A 24,665-nucleotide genomic window follows, 5' to 3' on the forward strand; every position below is an offset into this window, starting at 1 on the left:
CGAGGTATCTATGTCATTTACTGTCGTTATACCTGCTCGTTTTGAGTCGAGCCGCTTACCGGGAAAAGTGCTGGCGGATATCGGCGGTAAGCCGATGATCGAATGGGTGGTCGAAAAGGCGTTGGCTTCGGGCGCATCGCGAGTTATTGTCGCGACCGATAATCAGCAGGTCATGGATGCTATTGCCCATTTGCCGGTGGATGTCTGTAAAACCCGTGCCGACCATCAGTCAGGAACCGAACGCCTTGCCGAAGTCGTCGAGAAATATCAGTTTGCTACCGATGAGATTATTGTAAATGTGCAGGGTGATGAGCCTTTCATACCGAGTGAAAACATCGCCCAGGTTGCTGCAAATCTCGATAGCCAGTCAATGGCGAGGATGGCAACGTTAGCAGTAGAAATTCAGTCTGCGGAAGACGTATTTAACCCTAATGTGGTTAAAGTGGTTTGTGATCATCAAGGGTATGCCCTGTATTTCTCCAGGGCCAGCATTCCATTCGACAGGGATCAGTTTAGTATCCAGCAGAGCCGTGATGAGCTGCGTACTAAATATTTGCGCCACCTTGGCATTTATGCCTATCGGGCAGGCTTTATCAGCGATTATGTCGCATGGCCAGAATCTGAGTTGGAGCAGATAGAGGCACTTGAGCAATTACGGGTATTGTTCCAGGGAGAAAAGATCCATGTCCAGCAGGCCGTCAGTCATTTGCCGGTTGAAGGGGTGGATACCGCCGAGGACCTGGAAAAAGCCAGGCGTTATGCAGCATCGCTCTGAGCATAACGAGTCGGGTGTAACCCGACTCGCCATTGCATTTCGTTTTCCAGATGTTAATCGACCGAGCGAAGTAATTCGTTAATACCGGTTTTTGCCAGGGTTTTAGCATCGACTTTTTTGACGATGATGGCAGCATATAGCTGACAGGTACCGCAGCTCGATGGCAGGGTGCCAGGTACTACCACGGAGCCTGCTGGTACGCGGCCATAGTGAACTTCTCCGGTCTCCCGATCAAAGATCTTCGTTGACTGGCCGATATAAACGCCCATGGAGATCACTGAACCTTCCTCAACGATAACGCCTTCAACAATTTCCGAGCGGGCACCGATAAAACAGTTGTCTTCAATGATTGTCGGACCGGCCTGCAGCGGCTCAAGAACACCACCGATGCCAACGCCACCGGACAGATGAACATTTTTACCAATTTGTGCACAAGAGCCCACGGTTGCCCAGGTATCAATCATACAACCGTCATCGACAAAGGCTCCAATATTCACAAACGAAGGCATCACCACTACATTTTTACCGATAAAGCTGCCGGTGCGAACACTGGCGCCAGGAACCACGCGTACGCCATCGTTATTAAAATCAGCGCGACCATATCCTTCATATTTCAGTGGCACCTTATCAAAATAGGTACTCTCGCCGGCATGCATTACCTGGTTATCGTTAATCCGAAACGATAGTAAAACCGCTTTTTTCAACCATTGATTAACAACCCAGTCGCCGTTAACTTTTTCAGCCACGCGGGCGTGACCTTTATTGAGAAGATCCAGTGCCGCTAGAATCGAGTTTTTGACTTCAGGATCCACACTGTTGGGACTGATGTTGGCTCTGTCTTCAAAAGCCTGTTCAATGATGTTTTGAATGTCTTGCATCGATAAATTCCTGTTTAGATTGCGTATAATTTTTTTGATGTTTTTTTCTGTGACATCCCTCCTGCCGGGTTGGCAGGAGGGCGTTGGCAGCATCAGTAAGCTGCTGTTTTAATTTTTGCTAACGGTTTGTTGATCAGACAAAGTTTCTGTTCCAGCTCCATTTGTTGCTGCTCACTCAATGCATGGTTATCTTTGGTTGAGATCAGGAACATGTCCTCCGCACGCTCGCCAAAGGTGGTGATTTTTGCCGAATGGATACTCAACCCCTGTTCCTGGAACACCTTGCCAATTTCCGCAAGTAATCCGGGCCTGTCCAAAGCAACCAGCTCCATCGAGGTCATTTTGGCATTGTTATAGGGCATAAAACTGACCTGCGTCGGAATATTAAATTGCCTGAATTTAAGGGGAATTGGCTGAGGCACAATTAATACTGGCTCTTTAGACTGGAGGTAATGCGTCAGCGAGTCTTTAATATCCTGCATATGATAATCATCTTTTAATGCATGGCCTTTACTGTCCAACACTACAAACGTGTTTAAGGTATATCCGTCTTTACTGGTCAAAATTTTCGCATCATGGATAGACAGTTTCTTGCCGCCTAATACTGCCACGATAGTCGCAAAAATATTTTCTTTATCTTTAGTGTAAATGAATACTTCGGTACCACCACGATAAGGCTTAGGGCTTACCAACACTAATGGTGAAGAGCGATCGTGAGTAAAGATTGCTTTAGAATGCCAGCGAATTTGCTGAGGACTGTAGCGCAGGAAATAATCTGGCTTGAATTGCTTCCAGACTGGTTTGATTAAATCTTTGCTAATTTCATCCTGATTCAACAACATTAACGCCTGCTGCTGATTTTCTTTGATTTGCGCCCGGTATTCCACCGGCTTTTCCAGACCGCGGCGCAGGGCGCTTTTGGTGGCATAGTATAGCTCTTCCAGCAAATTGCCTTTCCAGCTATTCCATAAGCTTTCGTTGGTAGCGCGCATATCAGCCACGGTCAGGCAATACAGGTAATCCAGGTGCGCTTCATCGCGGACGATTTTGCCAAATTCGCGGATCACATTAGGGTCGGATATATCACGACGCTGGGCGGTGACTGACATCAGTAAATGGTACTTAACTAACCAGGAAATCATCTTGGTGTCATGTTTGGTGAGGCCATGCATTTCACCAAAGTTTATCGCATCGACCGCACCCAGTTCGCTGTGGCTGCCGCCCCGGCCTTTGGCAATATCATGGAAAATACCGGCGATATACAACAGTTCCGGTTTACGAATGCGTTGCACGATCTTGCTGCACAGGGGAAATTCATGATTGTGTTCTGGCAGGGAAAAACGATACAGGTTTTTAATGAGTCGGTAGCTATGCTCATCAACGGAGTAAGCGTGAAATAAGTCAAACTGCATTTGTCCGACTATGTTTTGCCATTCGGGTAAATAATGGCCCAGCATTTCATGGCGATACATTAAGTTAAATGCACGTCCAAGACCGCGGGGATGGCGCATTAACGCCATAAACAGGCGTCGACACTCGGCGTAATCGATCAGCTCAGAAATTAATCGGCGGCGGGAGTTTCGTAACAGGCGAATGGTATCGGAATGAATTCCTTTAATTTGCGGATTATCGGCGATCACCAGAAAGATTTTCAGCATCATTTCTGGTCGTACAAAGGCGCGATAATTCTTGGCCTGGATCAGATTTCCGACCATCATGAAATCTTTGTCGATATCCACGTCCGGTTGCTTCACGTCGTGGTTCAAGATCGCTTGCTGGAAATGCTGGAGCAACATTTCATTCAGTTCGGAAACGTAATTGATAACCCGGAAGAACCGTTTCATCATGCGTTCAATGGCCTTTTTGCCATCTTCGCCAAACCCCATCAGGCGAGCGACATCACCCTGATAGTCAAACAACAGGCGGTTTTCACTGCGACCGGCAATTAAGTGCAGGGCAAAACGCATCCGCCATAAATAGTCCTGACATTCCATTAACTCGTAAAATTCATTGAGGGTCAGGTAATCATGCTGAACCAGCTCATACAAACTATCAGCGTGAAAATGGCGCATCGCGACCCAGGAAATATTCTGAATGTCGCGCAACGCTCCAGGGTTGGCCTTCAGGTTTGGCTCAAGCGTATAGGCCGCACCCTTATATTGCTGGTGACGTTTAAACTGTTCATTGCGTTTGGCGATAAAGAACTTTTCTGATGGCCAGAAGTTTTTAACCCAAAGTTGCGGCCATAATTCATCGGCAAGGGCCTGGTTACCACAGATCAGCCTTGATTCCAGCAGGTTGGTGGCAATGGTGATGTCTTTGCTGGCCAGTTTTATGCATTCTTTAACACTACGGACGCTGTGGCCGATGTCGAGGCGAATATCCCATAACTGGGTAATAAAAGCACCGATATAATCCTGCAGTTCCTGACTCAGGTTTTTCTGGGTCAGGATCAAAATGTCAATATCAGAGTAGGGGTGGAGTTCGCCACGCCCATAACCACCGACGGCCATCAAGGCGATTTGATGTTCATCCAGATGCTGCTGGCACCATATCTTTTTCAGCACCAGATCCACATACTCGGCCCTGGTGTGAACCAGCTCAGTCACTTCATGGGCAGCAAATGATTGCTGCAGCCATTGATAAAACGCTTCACTTTGCTGTTGAAAATCACTGAGCGACATTGCTGGTGCCGCCAGTGAAAGCTGCTCTTTAAAATGAGCGGGTAAGATACTAGTGTCAACCACAGTGCTAAACCATCCTTATTTACGGGCAGAACATTGACAGATTAATTAACCAGGACCCTTGGTAATTCTTTCTCTTCCTGGCGATGGGTAAGAATTTCACAACCAGTTTTGGTCACCAGAATGGTGTGTTCCCACTGGGCGGAGTTTTTACCATCGACAGTATATGCCGTCCAGCCGTCGTTTTTGTCGAGTACGGTACCGCCTTTACCCAGGTTAATCATGGGTTCAATGGTAAAAATCATGCCTTCTTTCATAACCCGGGCATCACCATTTTTATAGTGCAGAATTTGTGGCTCTTCGTGAAATACGGTACCGATGCCATGACCACAGAAGTCTTTAACGATCCCGTAACGCCCGGCTTTTTTGATGTACTTCTGAATGGTGGCACCAATTTCGTTAAATTTCGCGCCAGGCTTCACTTTACGAATTGCCTGATACAGACTTTCCTGGGTAATACGGCACAGGCGACGATTTTCAGGGCTGACATTACCAATCAAAAACATTTTCGAGGTATCACCATGGTAATAGGTTTTTTCGTCCTCGGGCGTATCGTCACTGTCAAAAGATATCTTGCAGGTTATGTCGATATTGATGATATCGCCGTCCTGTAACGTTTGCTCTGAAGGAATACCGTGACAAACCACATGGTTTACCGACGTACAGATGGATTTCGGAAATCCACCCTCGCCATCGGCATCAGCGCCATAATTCAGTGGTGCGGATAGAGCATTGTTTTCTGCTGTGTAATTAGCACAAATAGCGTCCAGTTCAGCGGTTGTTACACCAGCTTTGACATGGGGTTCAATCATTTCCAGAACACTGGCGGCCAGTTTGCCCGCGGCACGCATATGTTCGATGTCACTTTCGCTTTTTATGGCAATACTCATTCTATTCCTCAAAGATTGGCTGAAAACACTCCCATGTGATTTTGGGAGCGGGCGTAAATGAGCCGAAATAATAACCCAAAATAAGGGGTTATGCTACCTGAGCCAAGAATTTATAAGACCTGTAGCGATGTTTTACACGGTTGGTTTCACGCCTGTTTAATGAAAGAGTATAACGCGTTGATTCGCGGATGATTGGTGCATCTGTGAAATTCGATTATATCCGCCATGATTGCAACTCCGCTGCCATGGCTGGAATCCTATTTTTAGGAGGTTATTTTGGATGGTGTTGTTTAACACTTTGAATAGGTTGGTTTTTTTTGCTCTTCCTGACTGTTTGGCGTACTATCGATTTTTAGTTAAAAAAGGAACTTTTATTGTGAAGTCAACGTTGCTGTCAGTCATGGTCACTGCATCTTTACTATTATCCTCAACTGCATTTTCAAAAGAAGCTAAATTTGGTTTATCGGTGGGGACGCCATCTTTGATTAATTTCGTCTATAAGGGGGATAGGCTGCATTTTTCCGGTGGATATTGGGGGGACAACATACGAGGAATTGAGTTGGGAATCCCTTTCTACGATATAAAACACAGTTACTTGACAACGATCAATGCAACAGTCGGACATACTCGTACAGAAGATAGTATGAATGACGTAGACGAGTGGACTTATGTTGGTGTTTCTACAACGATCGACTTCAATGGGTTCTATATTGAACCCGGACTCACCATTGGAAAAGGTGATTATGATTCTCCTCAATTATCGCTCCAACTGGGATACCTGTGGTAAACGGTTCTCACAATTTTTAACCGGCGATTATGGCCAGTGTTAGATGTGCTATCGGTAGTGTGTTGATTTCGTTAAGCTGTGACGTTCGGCCCTTGAACTCAGCACCCTATAGACCTATCTGCCGTTATCCCGCACTCGGTGCCCAGGAAGTCTGGGCAACTAACTAAACACGGCAGCCGCTACAAAGTTGACGTTAACTGATTGAAAAGGTTAATGTCTTGTTAGCGATTTAGAGTCATTCAAAACACCTGAATACCTCGCGAGCCAATACCAAATTTTTATCAAGGAAGTTTAGATGAAAAACCAGTGTCCATACTGTAACCATCATATTAGTGTCAAAGAAGTCTTCGTAGCTTCTGTTATTACCTGCAGGTCCTGTGGAAATAAAAGTTATCACGGGAATTTTCTTCAATGGTTATCGGTAGCGTTGCTTAATTTAGGTATATTATTTTTATTGTTATTTTCTACAGCATCTATTGAGGATGAATTAGTTAGAAAAACTCTAATTTATTGTTGTAGTCCCTTAGCCTTTTTTATATGTGTTTTAGCGATTGTTCAGCCAGTGAAGTCGAAAACGAGCGAGCCAGAAGGGTAATGTGACTGGTTCTAATGAACGATAAATAGACCTTTTGGTTTTAATAATCGAACAGTATAAAAGATAAAAGGGAATTATTTAGTGAGATGTCCTAGAACAGGTACGAAATTAAAAACAATTAAAGTAGGTGGTATTTCTTTAGAGGTATCAGAGAGTTGTGGTGGAGTATTTTTTGATAATACAGAATTATGTAACTTCAAAGATCCACAAAGTGTTCGAGGATCTGCATTAGTTAAACATTTGAGGCAATTTGAAAATTCAGTATTGGATGAAACACAAAGAGTCAATTGCCCCAAGTGCGATAACATCGTAATGATGAGAAGATACTTTAGTCCTCTCAAGGTAGTTGAGATAGATGAATGCCCAGGCTGTGGCGGTATTTGGCTTGATACTGGGGAACTTTCAAAGTTGCATGACAACCATTTAACAGAAAGAGAACGAGCATTATTGAGAGTAGAGCTTAAAAACGATACGTATATTCCGAATATTGAGGCCCCAATGCACCCTAGAATACGTTACTCACAAGATCGGGTGAGCTCTGTACTTGAAGCGGCATTTTATTTAATCAGTGACTTTTAAATTTGTCTGATAGAGAGAACAAGAGACAGTCATTTCTGCTAAATCATACAAGGATGTCTAATGAAATTTATAATAACTATAACGATATTGTTCATGTCTTTTAGTTCAATAGCTGGCTCGGAACTTCCAAATCACCGTCACATATCTATAACTGGTTCTGCATCACTAACAACTATCCCTGATCTCGCAGTGATCGAACTAAATGTTGAAAGTGTCAAAGATACTAGCTTTGACGCGAAGCGGGACGTTGATTTGAAAGTGAACAACTTTCTAAAGGGACTGCCTGATTTCAATATATCGAATAAAGATGTATCAGCGTCAAATATCGTGACAGAACCTAACATAGATTACTCGGATGAAGGCGAACCGCTCGTTAATGGGTACGTTGCATCTCGCACATTGAAAGTGACGTTGAGCCAATTAAAGGATTTAAATAAGCTTCTCAATTTTGCCCTCAGCGCGGAGCTAAACGAAATCGAAGATATCGTACTGAAATCTACTAAAGCCAATTCATTAAGGAAGGAAGCGAAAAAGTTAGCCATTCAAGATGCGAAAGACCGAGCCAATGAACTCGCAGAAGCTTTTGACTCTCAACTAGGAAAGATTTATAGCATAAACGAGATGAGGAACTCTTCGAATTATGAATACAAATATGGGGCTAACGAAAGTATTGAGATGATTGAGGTTACAGGCTCTAGGGTCAAAAAAGTTGATTTGGTGCCTGGAAAATATCTTGAAGCTGAGATTACATTTGAAGAGTCAGTCAGAGTAGTCTTTGACTTAGATGTTAATTAACAGGCCTTAGTCCGAAATGAGCGAACTACAGGCGCTCAAATAAAAAATGAGGGATAGCTATTGTATAAGTGGACTATTTGTGACCCAACAAACGAAAAAGTAATTCAAAAAGGTGCGATATCTAAAGAAGATATTTTAGTAACGTTTGAGGCATATCCTTGGGGTTCAGAGCTAAAGAAGTTTACTGATAACCCACTCGAAACTGTACACTATAATCCTTCGATCGAATTTATCGATACTCTGAATAAAAGAGGAATTACATTTTCAGCAGTGCCGGAGGATAATGGTTTCATATTTTATGTTTTTTACATGCGACCTGAATTAGTGAAGAAGTGGTTTGGGTTTGTGGAAAGACTAGAACCTAAACATGTAACAGATTTACTAGATAATTCATTTGAATCATCTAAAAATTTATTAAATATGTTTCTTGAACATAAATTTGATGACTAAGCTGAAATATTCTAATTTGCAATCGAAAAGGTTAAGGTCTGGTTAGAGCGATCTACAGTCATTCAAAATCTTTAAAAGCGATGTTTATGCAACCAATGATAATACTAGTCGGAACTTATTCAGTTAAATAAATGTGTACACATCAACGAAACTAGCGTACCATTAACTGGCTTTAGAAAATTAAAGCTTTATCTATTACTGCACTTTGCGTTTCTCTTTCTTCTTTTTATTTATTTTAAGTCGAACTTGTATCTACATTTGCTTTACTGGCTAATGTTTTACTTGTTTCATCTAATGCAATATCGGTGAGTTTTCACCAGATTTTTAATTTATAAAAGGTTCGTAATATGACTAATTCTGTAACTGGCGTAGTAAAGTGGTTTAATGAAGATAAAGGTTTTGGTTTTTTAACACCAAGTGAAGGCGGGAAGGACGTTTTCGTTCATTTTCGTTCTATCGTTTCGGAAGGCTTTAAGTCTTTAGCGGAAGGCCAACAAGTTCAGTTCACTATTGAGCAAGGTCAAAAAGGCCCGCAAGCGGCAAATGTTGTTGCTATCTAGTAAATTAGATATGTAAAAGGCTGGAAATAACTAGCCTTTTTAAATTACCGTAAAACTCTCTCCTGGAATTAATCCTCAATTACTGTATTACAGTATCCCTTCTCTCTTTTATATAAGATTAAATATATGTTTCATACAATAAATGGTGTAACCGTCGATGCGAGACCACCAATTTCAACAATATCAGTCAACAAATTCAGCGTTGTTTTTAAAGACAAACAAAAGTTAAAAAGCGTCAGTTTTGAGAATGCTATCGATACTCGAAATTTTATTACGTGGTTAGTGGCAATATAATCTCACAGAAATAATGAGGCACTGCAGGGTCATTTACAGGTAGATTTAAACTGCTAAGGCAGGAGTTAATTACTACGAGTTCTCTTGCCATATATTTGCGGAATAAAAACTCATTAAGCTCTTACGTTAGCAATTGCTAACGGGCAGCTATTGGCTGTGAATCGCCAATAGTTGAACTCACAGCACAAAGCCGCCGTTTAGGCGGGCTTGAATTTTGCCAAAAAAACGAGATTACGGCCTACTCCGCAATGACTATACTAAAAACTTCGACAACGTCCTCACCAAAAATTGCTCCTGCATTTTTGGCATACAGGCCAATCCATGGCCATAACCGACAACGTCCTCACCGACGCAGTCCTCACCCCAATTTAAACTATCCTCTTACAGCTTGAGACTTACAGCTTAAAGCTTGCCCTTAAACAACATTTTTTCACGCCATCGCTTTATTTTTGAGCGGTTAAATGGTATAAAGCACCGCCCGTGATCAAGCCACAGGTTTTGAACATGGGTTCGGGTTCAATTTTGAACATTATTAATTAAAAACTCACATACATCGGCAAACGTATTCCGGGGTGCTGCACTGATGGTTATCAGATGCGGTCGGTAATACGGGATGTATGGACGCTTAACCCCAAAGAGGATTTAAAAATGCCAAACGTTTCTATGCGCGATATGCTTAAGGCCGGCGTACACTTCGGTCACAAAACCCGTTACTGGAACCCAAAAATGAAATCATACATTTTTGGTGCTCGTGACAAAGTTCATATCATCAACCTTGAGCAAACTGTACCACTATTCAACGATGCCCTGGCTTTCTTATCTGGCGTTTCTGCTAAGAAAGGTAAAGTATTATTCGTTGGTACTAAGCGTGCAGCAAGTGATGCCGTGAAAGAAGCAGCGCTAAAGTGTGATCAATTCTACGTAAACCACCGCTGGTTAGGTGGTATGTTGACTAACTGGAAAACTGTTCGTCAATCTATCAAGCGTCTGAAAGATCTTGAAACTCAAAGCACTGACGGTACTTTCGATGCTTTAACTAAAAAAGAAGCATTAATGCGTACTCGTGAAATGGAAAAGCTTGAGAAAAGCCTTGGTGGTATCAAAAACATGGGTGGCCTTCCAGACGCTATCTTCGTTATCGATGCTGACCACGAGCACATTGCAATCAAAGAAGCTAACAACTTAGGTATCCCAGTTGTTTCTGTTGTTGATACCAACTCAAACCCTGACGGCGTTGATTACATCATCCCAGGTAACGATGATGCAATCCGTGCAGTGAGCTTATACCTTGATTCTGCAGCAAACGCTGTAATCGAAGGCCGTGAGTCAAACATTGCTGTTCAAGCTGAAAAAGACGGTTTCGTTGAAGCTGAATAATTGCTTTATTCGTTAGAATAACGAAATTATTAGCACATTGTATCTCGGCTGACTGGTCATCCAGTCAGCCTGTTTTCATACTTATTTTCGAGGAATTAACTCATGGCAATTACTGCTGCAATGGTTAAAGAATTACGCGAGCGTACTGGCGCTGGCATGATGGATTGTAAGAAAGCCCTTCAAGAAGTTGACGGCAACATGGAGCTTGCAATCGAAAATATGCGTAAGTCTGGTCAGGCAAAAGCTGCTAAAAAGGCTGGTAACATCGCTGCTGAAGGTCAAATCATCATCAAAGATGGTGCTTTAGTTGAAGTTAACTGTCAGACAGACTTCGTTGCAAAAGATGACAATTTCTTAGCATTTGCTAACAAAGTAGCAGATGCTGCTGCCGCTTCTAAGCCTTCAATCGAAGAATTACAAGCTCAGTTCGAAGAAGAGCGTATTGCTCTTGTTGCTAAAATCGGCGAAAACATCAATGTTCGTCGTGTAGCTTATGTTGAAGGTGCAAACCTGGCTTCTTACAAGCACGGCGCTAAGATTGGTGTTGTTGTTGCTGGTGAAGGCGATGCAGAATCCCTTAAGCACGTTGCAATGCACGTTGCCGCTTCTAAGCCAGAGTACGTAAATCCTGAAGACGTACCAGCTGACGTTGTAGAAAAAGAAAAAGCCATTCAAATCGACATCGCGATGAACGAAGGTAAGCCTGCTGAAATCGCTGAGAAAATGGTTTCTGGCCGCATGAAGAAATTCACCGGTGAAATTTCTTTAACAGGTCAACCTTTCATCATGGAACCAAAGCGTACTGTTGGTGACGTACTGAAAGAGAAAGGTGTATCTGTTTCTACTTTCGTTCGCCTGGAAGTTGGTGAAGGTATCGAGAAGAAAGAAGAAGATTTTGCTGCTGAAGTAGAAGCGCAAATTGCTGCAGCAAAAGGCGAATAATCACCTTTTACTGGGCTGCAAAGCCGTTTACAGCGTTATTTTCTTTTAGGACTTTTTAAAGTCTGATAAACGTATTAAAATAGCCGCGGTCAGAAATGTCCGTGGCTATTTTTTTAACTACCCCAAGGAATGTTTATTTTATGAGCACCAACCCCAAACCAGCATACCGTCGTATTTTACTCAAACTTAGTGGTGAAGCCCTGATGGGGGATGAAGGTTTTGGCATTGACCCAAAAATCCTTGACCGTATGGCGCATGAAATCAAAGAATTGATTGAGATGGGCGTACAGGTTGGCCTGGTGATTGGTGGTGGTAATCTGTTCCGCGGTAAAGGGTTAGCGGAAGCGGGCATGAATCGTGTGGTTGGTGACCAAATGGGCATGTTAGCGACTGTGATGAATGGCCTGGCGATGCGTGATGCCCTGCATCGGGCATTTGTAAATGCGCGACTCATGTCGGCGATTGACCTGACGGGTGTTTGTGACAGCTACAACTGGGCCGAGGCCATCAGCCTGTTGAAATCCGGGCGTGTTGTGATTTTTTCCGCCGGTACCGGTAATCCATTTTTTACCACCGATTCAGCGGCCTGTCTGCGCGGCATTGAAATCGAAGCCGATGCGGTATTTAAGGGCACTAAGGTTGACGGTATTTTCTCAGATGACCCGGTGAAGAACCCTGAAGCACAATTGTATTCGCAGCTTTCCTACTCGGAAGTGCTTGATAAAGAATTAAAAGTAATGGATTTGGCGGCTTTCACGCTGGCACGGGACCACTCGATGCCGATTCGTGTTTTTAACATGAATAAAGAAGGTGCATTGAAATCTATTATTCTTGGCGGTGACGAAGGTACCGTTATCGACCACGTAGAGAATTTGAATTAAACTCCTGTTAACACACAGGTTTACAGAAGGAAGAATATTTTGATTAACGACATCAAACAAGATGCCAAAAGCCGTATGGGTAAGAGCGTCGAAGCGTTAAAAACTAACCTGAATAAAATTCGTACCGGCCGCGCGCACGCATCGTTGCTCGATAATATCTCGGTTGAATACTACGGTATGGATACTCCGTTAAACCAGGTGGGTAACATTTCTACACCAGATGCGCGTACCATCGCGATTACGGTATTTGATAAGGCGATGATCGGTGCGGTTGAAAAGGCGATAATGGCATCGGACTTGGGTTTGAACCCTTCGTCACAGGGCACCCTGATTCGTATTCCTCTGCCGCCACTGACGGAAGAGCGTCGTCGCGACCTGGTTAAAGTGGTTGGCGGTGAAATTGAAAGTGGAAAAATCGCTATTCGCAATATTCGTCGTGATGCCAACTCTGACATCAAGAGTCTGAATAAAGAAAAAGAAATTAGCGATGATGAAGCACGTCAGGCTGAAGACGAAATTCAAAAAATTACTGATGAATTTATCAAGCAGTGTGACGCGTTAGCTGCTGAGAAAGAAAAAGAACTCATGGAAATCTAATCGATTTTCATCGGGATTGCCGTATTTTCTATCAAATAACCGGATTTATTTCAGGTTATTTTGGTAAAACGTACGGCATTTTTATATGATGCTAGATCATAGAAAGAAAAGTGTAAGTTAAAGGGAAATCATGTCGGTACCGCAGCACGTTGCTATCATCATGGACGGTAATGGTCGTTGGGCTCAACGACAGGGCAAGGGTAGGGTGGCCGGCCACCGGGCCGGTGTCGAAACCGTGCGCTCTACAGTTACCACAGCACGTGAACTGGGGATCAAAGCGTTGACGCTGTTTGCGTTTAGTAGTGAGAACTGGAAACGCCCGCCTGAAGAAGTCAGTGTACTGATGGACTTGTTCATGTTTGTACTGACTCGCGAAGTCAACCGCCTGCACAAGCACAATATCCGCTTTCAGCTGATTGGCGACAAACAGCGCTTTTCTCAAAAACTACAAGAAAAAATTATTGAGGCAGAGCAACTAACTAAAAATAATGACGCGATGGTGTTATCGGTGGCCGCTAATTATGGTGGTCGCTGGGATATCACTCAAGCTTGTCAAAAAATCGCTCAGCAGGCTGTTAACGGCCAGATTAGCCTCGATGCAATAAATGAGCAAATGCTCAACAATCATATTCAGTTGTCTCAGCTACCGGAATTGGATCTCTTGGTCCGCACTGGTGGCGATTACCGAATCAGCAATTTCCTGCTTTGGCAGGCGGCTTACGCCGAGTTTTTCTTTACCGAAAAGCTGTGGCCGGAATTTGATGCAGATGCGTTTAAACAAGCGCTGGAAGCGTTTACCCAACGCGAGCGTCGATTTGGTCAAACCGGCGAGCAGGTTCGCGGCATCTGAGATAAACCGGGCGAATATCGTTCAGGTTTATATTGTTATAAAAGGAAGCACGTTTGTTAAAACAACGTATTATTACCGCTGTAATTCTTGCGCCACTAGCAATTGCAGCCATATTTTTTCTGAGCCTGCCGTGGCTGGCAGCGGCTTTGTTGTTGGTTATGGCGATTGGCGCCTGGGAATGGGGCCCGTTAATGGGCTTTGACAATAAACGTCGCCGTATTGCCTTTGTCGCTGGTATTTGTATCGCCATTGTTGCCCTGTGGCAGTTGTTACCACCGGAGCAAATCTGGCTTATCGACGATGGCGGTTCAAGTTCACTGAACCCTGTTGCCGTTTGGGTATTATCTATCGCTTCAGCGTTTTGGTTATTTACCGTCGTTCTGATTTTAAACTATCCAAGATTTTCCAGTTTCTGGGTGTCTCGCCGCAGCGTTCGTGGTTTGTTTGGCCTGTTTATTCTGGTTCCTACCTGGCTGGCATTTCTGGTTCTCAGAAGTGCTGATATTAATGTCGATGAATTTCATGGTAGCTGGTTAGTGCTGTTGCTGTTTGTTATGGTCTGGAGTGCCGATATTGGTGCTTATTTTGCTGGCAAACGTTTTGGCAAACATAAACTGATGCCAAATGTAAGTCCGGGTAAAACCCTGGAAGGATTTTTTGGCGGCAATGTAAGTGCTGCTGTAGCGGTATTGATCATCGGTTTTAGTCTTAACTGGCAGGTGTCGCAACTTGCTTTGGCGGTTGTACTGGCATTACTGATTAGCACCGTTTCGGTATTAGGTGATTTAACCGAAAGCATGCTCAAACGCCAGGCAGGGGTTAAGGACAGTGGTTCGATTCTGCCGGGGCATGGCGGGGTGCTGGATCGCATTGACAGCCTTACCGCGACCGCACCGGTATTTGCTTTGTGTTACGTTACCTTTGGTTGGTAAACATCCATGAGTAGTAATCACAGTTCGGCAATTGTACCTCAGGGCGTCTGTATTCTCGGTTCAACCGGTTCAATTGGCCAGAGTACGCTGGATGTGATTCGTCGTCACCCCGATAAATACCGGGTACTATCGTTAAGCGCCAATCATCGCGATGATCTGATGTTAAGCCAATGCCTGGAGTTCAATCCGAAAACCGTTGTAATGGTCTGTGAGCAGGCGGCGCAGCGACTCAGGGAAAACCTCAACACACAGCATCAGCAACAGATTGAGGTATTGTCAGGTAAACAGGCACTTGAACAAATAGCCGCCAGTGTTGATGCAGAAATTGTCATGGCAGCCATTGTCGGCGCCAGTGGCCTGTTACCGACCTTAGCCGCGATCAAAGCGGATAAGCGGGTATTGCTCGCCAATAAGGAAGCCCTGGTCTGCTCGGGACAAATTTTTATCGATGCGTTACGTGCCTCGAAAGCGCTGTTGCTGCCGATTGACAGTGAACATAATGCCATTTTTCAGTGTTTGCCCACTGGCATGCAGACACATTCTACCGATGCCAATATTGCTGAGCACGGCGTAAACAAAATATTGCTGACGGGCTCTGGCGGACCATTTCGTGAACTTCCCATCGAGCAGCTTCAGCAGGTTACGCCAGAGCAGGCATGCGCTCATCCAAACTGGGATATGGGGCGGAAAATATCCGTAGACTCAGCAACGATGATGAATAAAGGCCTGGAGTTTATTGAAGCCAAATGGCTGTTTAACCTTGATGTTGATGATATTCAGGTAGTATTGCATCCACAAAGTTCGATTCATTCAATGGTGCAGTACAAAGATGGCTCGGTTCTGGCGCAACTCGGCAACCCGGATATGCGTACCCCTATCGCCCATGCCCTTGCTTACCCGGAGCGAATCGACGCGGGGGTTGCTGATTTTGATTTTTTCCAGTGTCAGTCATTTGATTTTGCAGCGCCGGATGCCAACCGCTACCCGAACCTGCAACTGGCCATTAAGGCCTGTAAACTAGGACAGGGCGCCTGTACGGCCCTCAATGCCGCCAACGAAGTGGCGGTTGCGGCGTTTCTTCAGGAACACATCCGCTTTACCGATATCGCCAAGGTGAATGGTGAGGTTATGCAACAATTCTCGGATGCATCGATCAACAACCTGGACGATGTCAGCAGAGTTGATAATGATGCCCGACGCAGTGCCAACGCTTTGGTTACTGCGATGATGGAAGGAAGTTAACATGTTTGATTTTTTCTGGAACCTTGCTGCGTTTGTCATTGCTCTTGGATTGTTAGTCACGGTCCATGAGTTTGGCCATTTTTGGGTGGCACGTAAATGTGGCGTTAAGGTTGAGCGCTTTTCCATTGGTTTTGGGAAAAAATTGTTTAAAACCTATGACAAACACGGAACCGAATTTGTTATCGCCCTGATACCTTTAGGTGGCTATGTCAAAATGCTCGACGAACGGGTCGATGACGTTGCCGAACAGGACCTGCCTAATGCGTTTAATCGTAAAAGTGTGCTGCAACGCATTGCGATTGTAGCGGCCGGTCCATTAGCCAATTTCATCTTTGCGATCTTTGCTTTTTATTGTTTATTGTTAATTGGCCAGACCGAAACCAAACCGATTATTGGTGCCATTGAAAATGATTCAATTGCCAGTCAGTCGGGTCTGTCCGCCGAGCAGCAAATTGTTGCCATCAATGGGGAAGACACCCCGACCTGGCAGCAGGTGCAAATGCAATTAGTGGGATTGATTGGCGAGACACAATTAACCATATCCACCAAAGAAGAAAATAGTTCATTTGCCCGCGAGCATGTCCTTGATACGTCTGACTGGCAGTTTGAGCCCAGTAAAATATCAGCAATGCAAAGTCTCGGCATTGTCCCGTTTACGCCGGATATCCTGACTACCATTGCTCTGGTCGCGCCTGATAGTGCGGCGGCCGCTGCAGGTCTGCAGGCTGGCGATAAAATACTGGTTGTCGATGATGTTGATGTTACGGATGACTGGCCAACCCTGGTTAGCCGCATCGAACAAAGTCCGGGGCAGACACTGCCCCTGACCATTAATCGCAACCAACAAATCCAACAAATTGATATCACCGTGGGAACCAAAGAAGCCGAAGATGGTCGTAAGGTAGGGTTTATCGGGGTTTCTCCTTCGCGAGAAGCCTGGCCAGAATCTTACCTGGTCACCATTCAACATGGCCCTTTTGAAGCGGTGGGAATGGCAGTAGATAAAACCTGGCAGTTGATCAGTTTAAGCTTTGTCACCATAGGCAAACTGATCAGTGGAGATGTCAGTGTCAGTAATTTAAGTGGGCCGATTGGCATAGCTCAGGGGGCAGGGGACTCCGCAAGCTACGGAATTGTCTATTTTCTCGGCTTTTTAGCCTTGATTAGCGTTAATTTGGGAATAATTAACCTTTTACCGCTACCAATACTTGATGGCGGCCACTTACTTTATTATGTTATAGAACTTTTCAGCGGCAAACCGGTACCTGAGAAGGTTCAGGAACTCGGATTCAAGTTCGGAGCCCTGGTTCTATTAATGTTGATGAGTATTGCACTCTTTAATGATTTCTCCCGGCTTGGACAATAGTTAGTAGATAAGTTGACAGATCGTATGATAATAAGAAAACTCGCCTTAGCAGTATTAATGGGCAGCATTGGTTGTAATGTTCAGGCAGCTGATGAATTTGTAGTAGAAGATATTCAAATTAAGGGACTGCAACGGGTCGCACTAGGAGCCGCACTAACCCATTTACCGATCAGTGTTGGCGATGAGCTGACCGAATTTCGGATTTCCCAGTCGATTAAATCCCTGTACGCCTCCGGCCACTTCCATGAAATCAGCGTATTTCGTGACGGTAATGCCATTATCTATCGGGTAAAAGAGCGGGAAACGATTTCAGATATCACTTTTGAAGGCAATGACGATATCAAGGACGAGCAACTGCAGGAGAGCCTGGATAGCAGTGGTATTCGTGTCGGCGAAACCCTGGATCGCTCTGTGCTGACCAATATCGAAGCGGGCCTGGAAGACTTTTACCACAGCGTTGGTAAGTACAATGCCAAAGTGACGACTAAAATCACCCATTTACCGCGTAACCGTATCAATCTGGTATTTGATTTCGAAGAAGGTGATGCGGCAGCCATTGAACAGATTAACATCGTTGGTAATGAACTATTCAGCGATGCACAACTGCTTGAGAAAATCGAATTAACCTATGATTCCCCGTGGTGGAATTTCATGGCTCAGGATCGATACCAGAAGCAGACCCTGCAAGGCGATATGGAAACCATTGAAAGCTATTACCTGGATCGTGGTTACCTGCGTTTTAATGTCGACTCCACCCAGGTGTCGATGAGCCCAAATAAGGAAGGGGTATATATTACCCTGAACGTCACCGAAGGTGAGCAATACACCGTTAGTGAAGTGGAGTTTGTCGGTGATATGGCGGGTTATGAAGATACCATTAAGCGTATTACCCCGCTTAAACCGGAAGAATTATATTCTGGTGCCGAGGTTACCTATAGTGAAGAGTTAATCTCAAATTTCCTCGGACGATTCGGCTATGCATACCCGGAAGTCAAAACTATCCCGGAAATCAATGATGAAGATAAGACGGTAAAACTGGTTGTCTCGGTTGACCCAGGCAAGCGTGTTTATGTAAATCGCATTAACTTTGCCGGTAACGATGTAACGTCGGAAACGGTACTACGTCGCGAAATGCGCCAAATGGAAGGCTCCTGGTTGTCAAACTCCTGGGTTGAAGCATCGAAGATGCGTATTCAGCGCCTGCCATATTTTGAAACCGTAGAATTTGAAACAACACCGGTACCGGGCGAAGAAGATTTGGTCGATGTTGACTTTACCGTAAAAGAACAGCCATCCGGTTCGTTCACTGCTGGTATTGGTTACGGTTCATACTCGGGGCTGAGCCTGAATGCCGGGATCCAGCAAAATAACTTTTTAGGTACTGGTAACCGTGTAGGTTTCCAGATTAATACCAACCGTTTTGCCCGTAATGCCAATATTTCCTATACGGATCCGTATTTCACCATTGATGGGGTTTCATTGGGCGGTAACATTTTCTATTCCGAATTTGATGCGGGATCTGCGAACCTGGTTAACTACAACCAGACTTCCTATGGAACCGGGCTGAACTTTGGATTTCCAATCAATGAATATGTACGGTTAAACTTTGGTGCCGGATACAAATACAGTGATATCTCTAATCTGCAGTCCTATGAGCAGATCAAAGACTTTTACAGTATTTTCCAGGATCCCAACGATCCGGACGCACGGGTTAGTTTTGATACCTTTGATTTGAACGGTACAATTTCGCGGGTGACATTAAACCGAGGCACATTCCCGACCGCAGGCTCGAGTATGTCGTTATCTGGTAAAGTGACCACACCGAATTCGGATATTCAATACTTCAAAGCTAAGTTTGACTCAAAGTTTTATTTTCCATTATCTCGTGACCACAGCTGGAGTTTCCTGACCCGCCTGGAAGCAGGCTATGGTAATGGTTACGGTGATATTGATGGTAATGACTACCTGTTACCATTCTGGGAAAACTTCCGTGCCGGTGGTTCTGACACCATGCGTGGATTTGAAAATAATACGGTAGGTCCACGAGCGATTTTCAGAACCGCGAATACCATTCCTGGATTACCGGGTGAGAATGAAGTACTCGGTCCGGATTCCGACTCGATTATTGTCGATAACCGTCGGAGTGTCGGTGGTAATGCCGTGTTAATCGGTGGTGCGGAACTGATTTTCCCGACACCGTTTTTAGACGAAAGTTATGCCAACAGTGTGCGTACCAGTGTGTTTGTAGACGTTGGTAACGTATGGGACACGGAATTTAACCCAAATGATTACCAGGAGTTGGATCCGGTATACTTCGATATGATCGATGATTACTCCGATCCATTCCGTTTTCGTGCATCGACGGGTATTTCCATTCAATGGCTGTCGCCAATGGGGCCGATGATCTTTAATTTTGCCAAACGATTAAAAACTCAGGATGGCGATGATCATCAGTTCTTTAGTTTTAATATTGGTAAAACGTTTTAGAATCAGGCAGGATAGGCTGATCAACGGACAACAAGAACTAGGAGAAGTAAGTTGAAACAATTAATGAAATCTTTGGCCTTTACGGCCGCAGCATCAAGCATGTTATTCACCGGTGCTTCATTAGCCGCAGATCAAAAAATCGGTACGGTTAATGTGCAGAAGGTAATTTCGCAATTACCACAAATGGCAACGATTCAGCAGGATATCGCTGCCGAATTTAAAGAGCCGATGGACGCATTGAAACAGCTTGAAGGTGATATCAAGTACAATCTTGAAAAGCGTAAGCGCGACGAAGCGATTATGAGCAAAAAAGAGATTGATGAACTGGATGGCAAGATTGACGCGTTGACCAAAGAGTATCAAGCTAAAGCTCAGCCATTACAACAAAGCCTGAAGCGTCGTGAACAGGAAGAGCAACAAAAGATTCTGCAACTGGTCAGAACGGCGGTTGACAGCGTTGCTGATGAAGAAGGTTTTGATTTGATTTTACAACAATCAGCGGTAGCCTTTGCCAAACCAGAATTTGATATTTCAACTAAAGTTGTAGAACAAGCTTCAAAATCTAACTAAGAGCTGATTAATGATTACATTAGCGGAGCTAGCCACCAAGCTGGGTGGCACTGTGATGGGCGACGGTAATTGTGTCATCCAGAAGTTAGCCGCATTAGAAGAGGCCGGAACAGGTGATATCGCCTTTCTGGCCAATTCCAAATACCGACAACACCTGCAACATACCCAAGCATCGGCTGTTATCCTCAGCGAAGACGATGCCCAATATTGCCCAACCAATGCATTAATTCTCGCCAACCCCTACCTGGGTTTTGCCAGGGTGGCACAACTCCTCGATACGACGCCGGCCCCTAGCGAGGGAATCGCCGAATCTGCGGTGATCGCCGCTGACGTCAGTTTTGGCCAGAATGTCAGTATCGGCGCCAATACGGTGATTGAATCTGGCGTGCAGTTGGGTGACGACGTGCGTATAGGTGCCAACTGTTTTATCGGAAAGTGTGCTAAAATTGCCGCCAGAAGCCGATTATGGTCAAACATCAGTGTTTATCATAATGTCATCATTGGTGAAGATTGCCTGGTGCAGGCTAATACCACCATAGGTTCGGACGGTTTTGGCTATGCCAATGATAAAGGCCGCTGGGAAAAAATTCCCCAGCTTGGTGCCGTTGTGATTGGAAACCGGGTCGAAATCGGTGCTAACACTACCATCGACCGTGGCGCCCTGAAAGACACGACCATCGCTGATAACTGCATCATCGATAACCAGGTGCAAATTGCCCACAATGTGGAAGTCGGTGAAGGTACGGCGATAGCCGGATGTGCAGTCATCGCTGGCAGTGCCAAGATTGGTAAATATTGTGTCATTGCCGGACAAACCGGTATCAATGGTCATATTCACATAGCCGATGGTACGGTGTTCACCGGCCAGGCGATGGTTGTCAAAGGTACCGATAAAGCGGGAACCTATTCTTCCGGTATGCCGGCAATGGATAATCGCGACTGGCGCAAGACGACTGCCAGGTTGCGACAATTAGATGATATGTACAAGCGGCTTAGCAAACTGGAAAAGCAGATGCGCGCAAGCAGCAGTGATTCAGGCGAAAGCAAATAAACAGAGGGATATGTTATGGAACCCAAGAATAATGTCATAGACATTGAAGAAATTAAGCAACTTATCCCGCATCGATACCCGTTTTTACTGGTTGATAAAGTGCTGGACTATGTGCCTGGAAAATCCATCCATGCGATTAAAAATGTAACCATTAATGAACCGATATTTACCGGACATTTTCCCAGTTACTCGATTTTTCCAGGCGTTCTGATCCTTGAGTCTCTGGCTCAGGCAAGCGGAATTTTAGGCTTTAAGAGTGTAGAAAATCGCGCCGATGGCGAGATGTTTTTATTTGCTTCCATCGATAATGCAAAATTTAAACGCCCGGTTCACCCCGGCGACACCATGCACTTGCATATCGAATTTCTAAAGGATCGTAGAGGCATGTGGAAGTTTTATGGAGAAGCAAAAGTCGACGGGAAGGTCGTCTGTAGTGCTGATCTGATGTGTGCAAGAAGAGAGATGTAGTTCGTGATCCATCCGCAAGCTATTATTGAGCCAGGTGCTCAACTTGGCAACAACGTAACCGTAGGTCCCTGGACCTATATCGGTAATGACGTAGAAATTGGTGACGATTGTGTCATTGGTTCACACGTCGTCATCAAAGGTCCGACAAAGATCGGTAAAGGTAACCGAATTTTTCAATTTGGTTCTATCGGTGAAGAGTGTCAGGATAAAAAATATGCCGGTGAAGATACTCGTCTGGTTATCGGTGATAATAATGTCTTTCGTGAATGCGTCACGATTCATCGTGGTACCATCCAGGACAACTCATTGACGCAAATCGGCAGTAATAACCTGTTTATGGCATACGCTCATGTCGCTCATGATTGCATGATTGGCGACAACTGTATTTTTGCTAACAATGCCACTCTCGCCGGCCACGTTCATGTTGGCGACTGGGTCATTTTTGGTGGTATGTCCGGTGCACATCAATTCTGTCATATTGGTTCGCATGCCTTTATCGCCGGCGGTGCCATTGTCTTAAAAGACACGCCTCCATTTGTGATGGCCTCAGGCTACCCGGTTTCTCCGTTTGGTCTGAATACGGAGGGCTTAAAGCGCCGTGGCTTTGCCAAGCAGGACATTCTTGCGATTCGCCGTGCGTATAAAGAAGTGTATCGTAAGGGCCAGACCCTGGCAGAAGCGATGCCGGCTTTAAATGAGCTGGCAAAAGAATCTTCGCATGTGCAGGATTTCGTCGATTTCATTAACCAGTCCTCGCGTGGCATTATTCGCTAGTCTATGACAGATTCCAAACCACTTACTTTTGCCATCGTTGTTGGTGAGCATTCTGGCGATACCCTGGGTGCCGGGTTAGTTGCCGAATTGCAACGCCGTTATCCTGATGCACGCTTTGTTGGCATCGGCGGACCGAAAATGTTGAACCTTGGTTTTAACAGCCTGTTCGCCATGGAAGAGCTGGCCGTAATGGGTATCGTTGAAGTCCTTGGTCGATTGCGACGACTGCTGCATGTGCGCAAAACTCTGGTTGAGTATTTCAGCGAAAACCCGCCCGATGTCTTTATCGGTATTGATGCGCCGGATTTTAATCTCGGGCTCGAGCAGCGACTAAAAGACCGTGGTATTAAAACCGTTCACTACGTCAGTCCCAGTGTCTGGGCCTGGCGTGAAAAGCGAATTTTTAAAATTGATAAAGCCACCGATATGGTACTGGCGTTGCTACCATTCGAAAAACAGTTTTATGACAAACATGATGTCGCCTGTACCTTTGTAGGTCACCCGCTGGCCGATGATATCCCGCTGCACAGTGACAAGGCTCTGGCTCGCGAGCAACTCGGTTTGGATCTCGATGCCAAATACCTGGCAATTATGCCCGGTTCTCGCGGTGGCGAGTTACAACGCTTATTACCTGACTTTTTCGGTGCAGCGAGCTTATTAAAAGCCAAGCATCCGGATTTGAAATTTGTGGCGCCGTTAATTAATGAGTTACGGTTGCAACAGTTTGAATCGATCAAAGCGGAACATGCGCCCGATTTAGATGTCACCACTGTGGTTAATCAGACCCAACAGGTAATGGCGGCAAGTGATTGCCTGCTAACTGCCTCGGGTACCGTAACCCTGGAAGGGGCACTGGTAAAACGCCCTATGGTGGTTGCTTATAAATTCCAACAGCTGACTTATTGGATTGGACGCAGGCTGGTGAAACTAAAATGGTTTTCCCTGCCAAACCTGCTCGCCAATAAAGCCTTGTTGCCCGAGTTACTGCAGGAGCAGGTAACACCGGAAAATCTGGCGCACGAAGTCGAGCCGCTGTTATACGCCGATCAAAAACAATTGATGGATGAATTTACCAACATTCATCATACCCTTAAACAAGATGCCAGTGCCCGGGCGGCAGACGCCGTTGAGCTGGTGTTAAATTCACAAAAAGTTATCGCCTAGTAGTCATTATGGAACCCTATATTCTTCCGGATGTCGATGTTATTGCCGGTGTCGATGAGGTAGGGCGTGGCCCCCTGGTCGGTGCGGTAGTCACCGCTGCCGTTATTCTTGATCCTAATAAACCGATTGCAGGATTAATGGATTCGAAAAAATTATCCGAGAAAAAGCGCGTAACGCTGGCCGGGCAAATTAAAGAAAACGCATTGGCCTGGTGTATTGGGCGTTGCGAAGCCTGGGAAATTGATCAATTAAATATCTTGCAGGCGACGATGGTCGCGATGCAAAGAGCGGTGCAAGGATTAAGTGTGCAACCTCAGTTAGTGTTGGTTGACGGTAATCGTTGTCCGGATTTGCCGATGGCAAGTGAAAGTGTCGTTAAAGGCGACGCTCGTGTTGCGGCAATAAGTGCCGCATCGATTATTGCCAAAGTTGCCCGCGATCAGGAAATGCATGAACTGCATGAACAGTATCCCCATTACGGATTTGCCAACCATAAGGGCTACCCGACCAAAGCCCATTTGCAAATCATTGAGGAATATGGCGTACTGGACAATTATCGTAAATCGTTTAAACCGGTTGCGCAGATAATCGCCCGCAATTCAGCTGAGTAAGGAATA

Annotated in this window: 24 protein-coding genes; 21 read left to right on the top strand and 3 right to left on the bottom strand. The window is 45.0% G+C overall.

What is annotated here, in order from left to right; all coding sequences use genetic code 11:
• Positions 1-10: 10 nt before the first annotated feature.
• Complete coding sequence (kdsB, locus tag E8M12_RS12985) at positions 11-775, top strand: 3-deoxy-manno-octulosonate cytidylyltransferase (protein WP_136736648.1); 765 nt, start codon at positions 11-13, stop codon at positions 773-775.
• A 53-nt stretch (positions 776-828) separates the two neighbouring features.
• Here kdsB and dapD read toward each other — a convergent pair whose 3' ends face one another.
• The 3 genes from dapD to map all read right to left on the bottom strand — a co-directional run bounded on the left by dapD (position 829) and on the right by map (position 5,299).
• Entirely contained in the window at positions 829-1,653 is an 825-nt protein-coding gene (gene dapD, locus E8M12_RS12990) for a 2,3,4,5-tetrahydropyridine-2,6-dicarboxylate N-succinyltransferase (protein ID WP_136736649.1), read from the bottom strand.
• 92 nt (positions 1,654-1,745) lie between these two features.
• Complete coding sequence (glnD, locus tag E8M12_RS12995) at positions 1,746-4,400, bottom strand: [protein-PII] uridylyltransferase (protein ID WP_246034140.1); 2,655 nt, start codon at positions 4,398-4,400, stop codon at positions 1,746-1,748.
• Positions 4,401-4,441: 41 nt separating this feature from the next.
• Positions 4,442-5,299: a type I methionyl aminopeptidase gene (gene map, locus E8M12_RS13000; RefSeq protein WP_281277721.1), complete on the bottom strand. Its 858-nt coding sequence runs from the start codon at positions 5,297-5,299 to the stop codon at positions 4,442-4,444.
• Between the two features lie 268 nt (positions 5,300-5,567).
• Here map and E8M12_RS16500 point away from each other — a divergent pair, with 268 nt between their 5' ends.
• From E8M12_RS16500 to rnhB, 20 genes are all read left to right on the top strand, one after another.
• Positions 5,568-6,074: a hypothetical protein gene (locus E8M12_RS16500; protein ID WP_246034141.1), complete on the top strand. Its 507-nt coding sequence runs from the start codon at positions 5,568-5,570 to the stop codon at positions 6,072-6,074.
• Positions 6,075-6,750: 676 nt separating this feature from the next.
• The gene (locus tag E8M12_RS13010) at positions 6,751-7,248 is read left to right on the top strand and encodes a TFIIB-type zinc ribbon-containing protein (RefSeq protein WP_136736653.1); all 498 of its coding nucleotides are present in this window, start codon (positions 6,751-6,753) and stop codon (positions 7,246-7,248) included.
• A gap of 60 nt (positions 7,249-7,308) precedes the next feature.
• Positions 7,309-8,043, top strand: a complete 735-nt coding sequence (locus E8M12_RS13015) for an SIMPL domain-containing protein (RefSeq protein WP_136736655.1) — start codon at positions 7,309-7,311, stop codon at positions 8,041-8,043.
• Between the two features lie 60 nt (positions 8,044-8,103).
• Positions 8,104-8,493: a hypothetical protein gene (locus tag E8M12_RS13020; RefSeq protein ID WP_136736656.1), complete on the top strand. Its 390-nt coding sequence runs from the start codon at positions 8,104-8,106 to the stop codon at positions 8,491-8,493.
• 347 nt (positions 8,494-8,840) lie between these two features.
• On the top strand, positions 8,841-9,053 hold the full coding sequence (cspE, locus tag E8M12_RS13025) for a transcription antiterminator/RNA stability regulator CspE (protein ID WP_136736658.1): 213 nt from the start codon (positions 8,841-8,843) through the stop codon (positions 9,051-9,053).
• A gap of 942 nt (positions 9,054-9,995) precedes the next feature.
• Positions 9,996-10,724 carry a 30S ribosomal protein S2 gene (gene rpsB / locus E8M12_RS13030; RefSeq protein WP_136736659.1) on the top strand — a complete coding sequence of 243 codons (729 nt, stop codon included), beginning with the start codon at positions 9,996-9,998 and terminating at the stop codon, positions 10,722-10,724.
• A gap of 102 nt (positions 10,725-10,826) precedes the next feature.
• On the top strand, positions 10,827-11,666 hold the full coding sequence (tsf, locus tag E8M12_RS13035; protein ID WP_136736661.1) for a translation elongation factor Ts: 840 nt from the start codon (positions 10,827-10,829) through the stop codon (positions 11,664-11,666).
• Between the two features lie 140 nt (positions 11,667-11,806).
• Complete coding sequence (gene pyrH / locus E8M12_RS13040) at positions 11,807-12,547, top strand: UMP kinase (RefSeq protein WP_136736663.1); 741 nt, start codon at positions 11,807-11,809, stop codon at positions 12,545-12,547.
• 75 nt (positions 12,548-12,622) lie between these two features.
• On the top strand, positions 12,623-13,144 hold the full coding sequence (gene frr / locus E8M12_RS13045) for a ribosome recycling factor (RefSeq protein ID WP_438363462.1): 522 nt from the start codon (positions 12,623-12,625) through the stop codon (positions 13,142-13,144).
• Positions 13,145-13,274: 130 nt separating this feature from the next.
• Positions 13,275-13,994, top strand: coding sequence for a polyprenyl diphosphate synthase (uppS, locus tag E8M12_RS13050; RefSeq protein WP_136736666.1), 720 nt, complete (start codon positions 13,275-13,277; stop codon positions 13,992-13,994).
• A gap of 53 nt (positions 13,995-14,047) precedes the next feature.
• Positions 14,048-14,926 carry a phosphatidate cytidylyltransferase gene (locus tag E8M12_RS13055; RefSeq protein WP_136736668.1) on the top strand — a complete coding sequence of 293 codons (879 nt, stop codon included), beginning with the start codon at positions 14,048-14,050 and terminating at the stop codon, positions 14,924-14,926.
• Between the two features lie 6 nt (positions 14,927-14,932).
• Positions 14,933-16,168, top strand: coding sequence for a 1-deoxy-D-xylulose-5-phosphate reductoisomerase (gene ispC, locus E8M12_RS13060; protein ID WP_136736670.1), 1,236 nt, complete (start codon positions 14,933-14,935; stop codon positions 16,166-16,168).
• A gap of 1 nt (position 16,169) precedes the next feature.
• Positions 16,170-17,534, top strand: coding sequence for a sigma E protease regulator RseP (gene rseP, locus E8M12_RS13065; protein ID WP_136736672.1), 1,365 nt, complete (start codon positions 16,170-16,172; stop codon positions 17,532-17,534).
• A 24-nt stretch (positions 17,535-17,558) separates the two neighbouring features.
• Complete coding sequence (gene bamA / locus E8M12_RS13070; RefSeq protein WP_136736674.1) at positions 17,559-20,021, top strand: outer membrane protein assembly factor BamA; 2,463 nt, start codon at positions 17,559-17,561, stop codon at positions 20,019-20,021.
• A 51-nt stretch (positions 20,022-20,072) separates the two neighbouring features.
• Entirely contained in the window at positions 20,073-20,591 is a 519-nt protein-coding gene (locus E8M12_RS13075) for an OmpH/Skp family outer membrane protein (RefSeq protein ID WP_246034143.1), read from the top strand.
• 10 nt (positions 20,592-20,601) lie between these two features.
• Positions 20,602-21,642: a UDP-3-O-(3-hydroxymyristoyl)glucosamine N-acyltransferase gene (gene lpxD / locus E8M12_RS13080; protein WP_136736676.1), complete on the top strand. Its 1,041-nt coding sequence runs from the start codon at positions 20,602-20,604 to the stop codon at positions 21,640-21,642.
• Between the two features lie 15 nt (positions 21,643-21,657).
• Positions 21,658-22,110, top strand: coding sequence for a 3-hydroxyacyl-ACP dehydratase FabZ (gene fabZ, locus E8M12_RS13085; protein WP_136736677.1), 453 nt, complete (start codon positions 21,658-21,660; stop codon positions 22,108-22,110).
• Between the two features lie 3 nt (positions 22,111-22,113).
• On the top strand, positions 22,114-22,884 hold the full coding sequence (gene lpxA, locus E8M12_RS13090) for an acyl-ACP--UDP-N-acetylglucosamine O-acyltransferase (protein WP_136736679.1): 771 nt from the start codon (positions 22,114-22,116) through the stop codon (positions 22,882-22,884).
• Positions 22,885-22,887: 3 nt separating this feature from the next.
• A complete protein-coding gene (gene lpxB / locus E8M12_RS13095; RefSeq protein ID WP_136736681.1) occupies positions 22,888-24,048 on the top strand; it encodes a lipid-A-disaccharide synthase in 1,161 nt (386 codons plus the stop codon).
• A gap of 8 nt (positions 24,049-24,056) precedes the next feature.
• Positions 24,057-24,659, top strand: a complete 603-nt coding sequence (gene rnhB / locus E8M12_RS13100; protein ID WP_136736683.1) for a ribonuclease HII — start codon at positions 24,057-24,059, stop codon at positions 24,657-24,659.
• Positions 24,660-24,665 lie beyond the last annotated feature (6 nt).

The organism is Thalassotalea mangrovi (assembly GCF_005116735.1).
GTDB lineage: Bacteria > Pseudomonadota > Gammaproteobacteria > Enterobacterales > Alteromonadaceae > Thalassotalea_A > Thalassotalea_A mangrovi.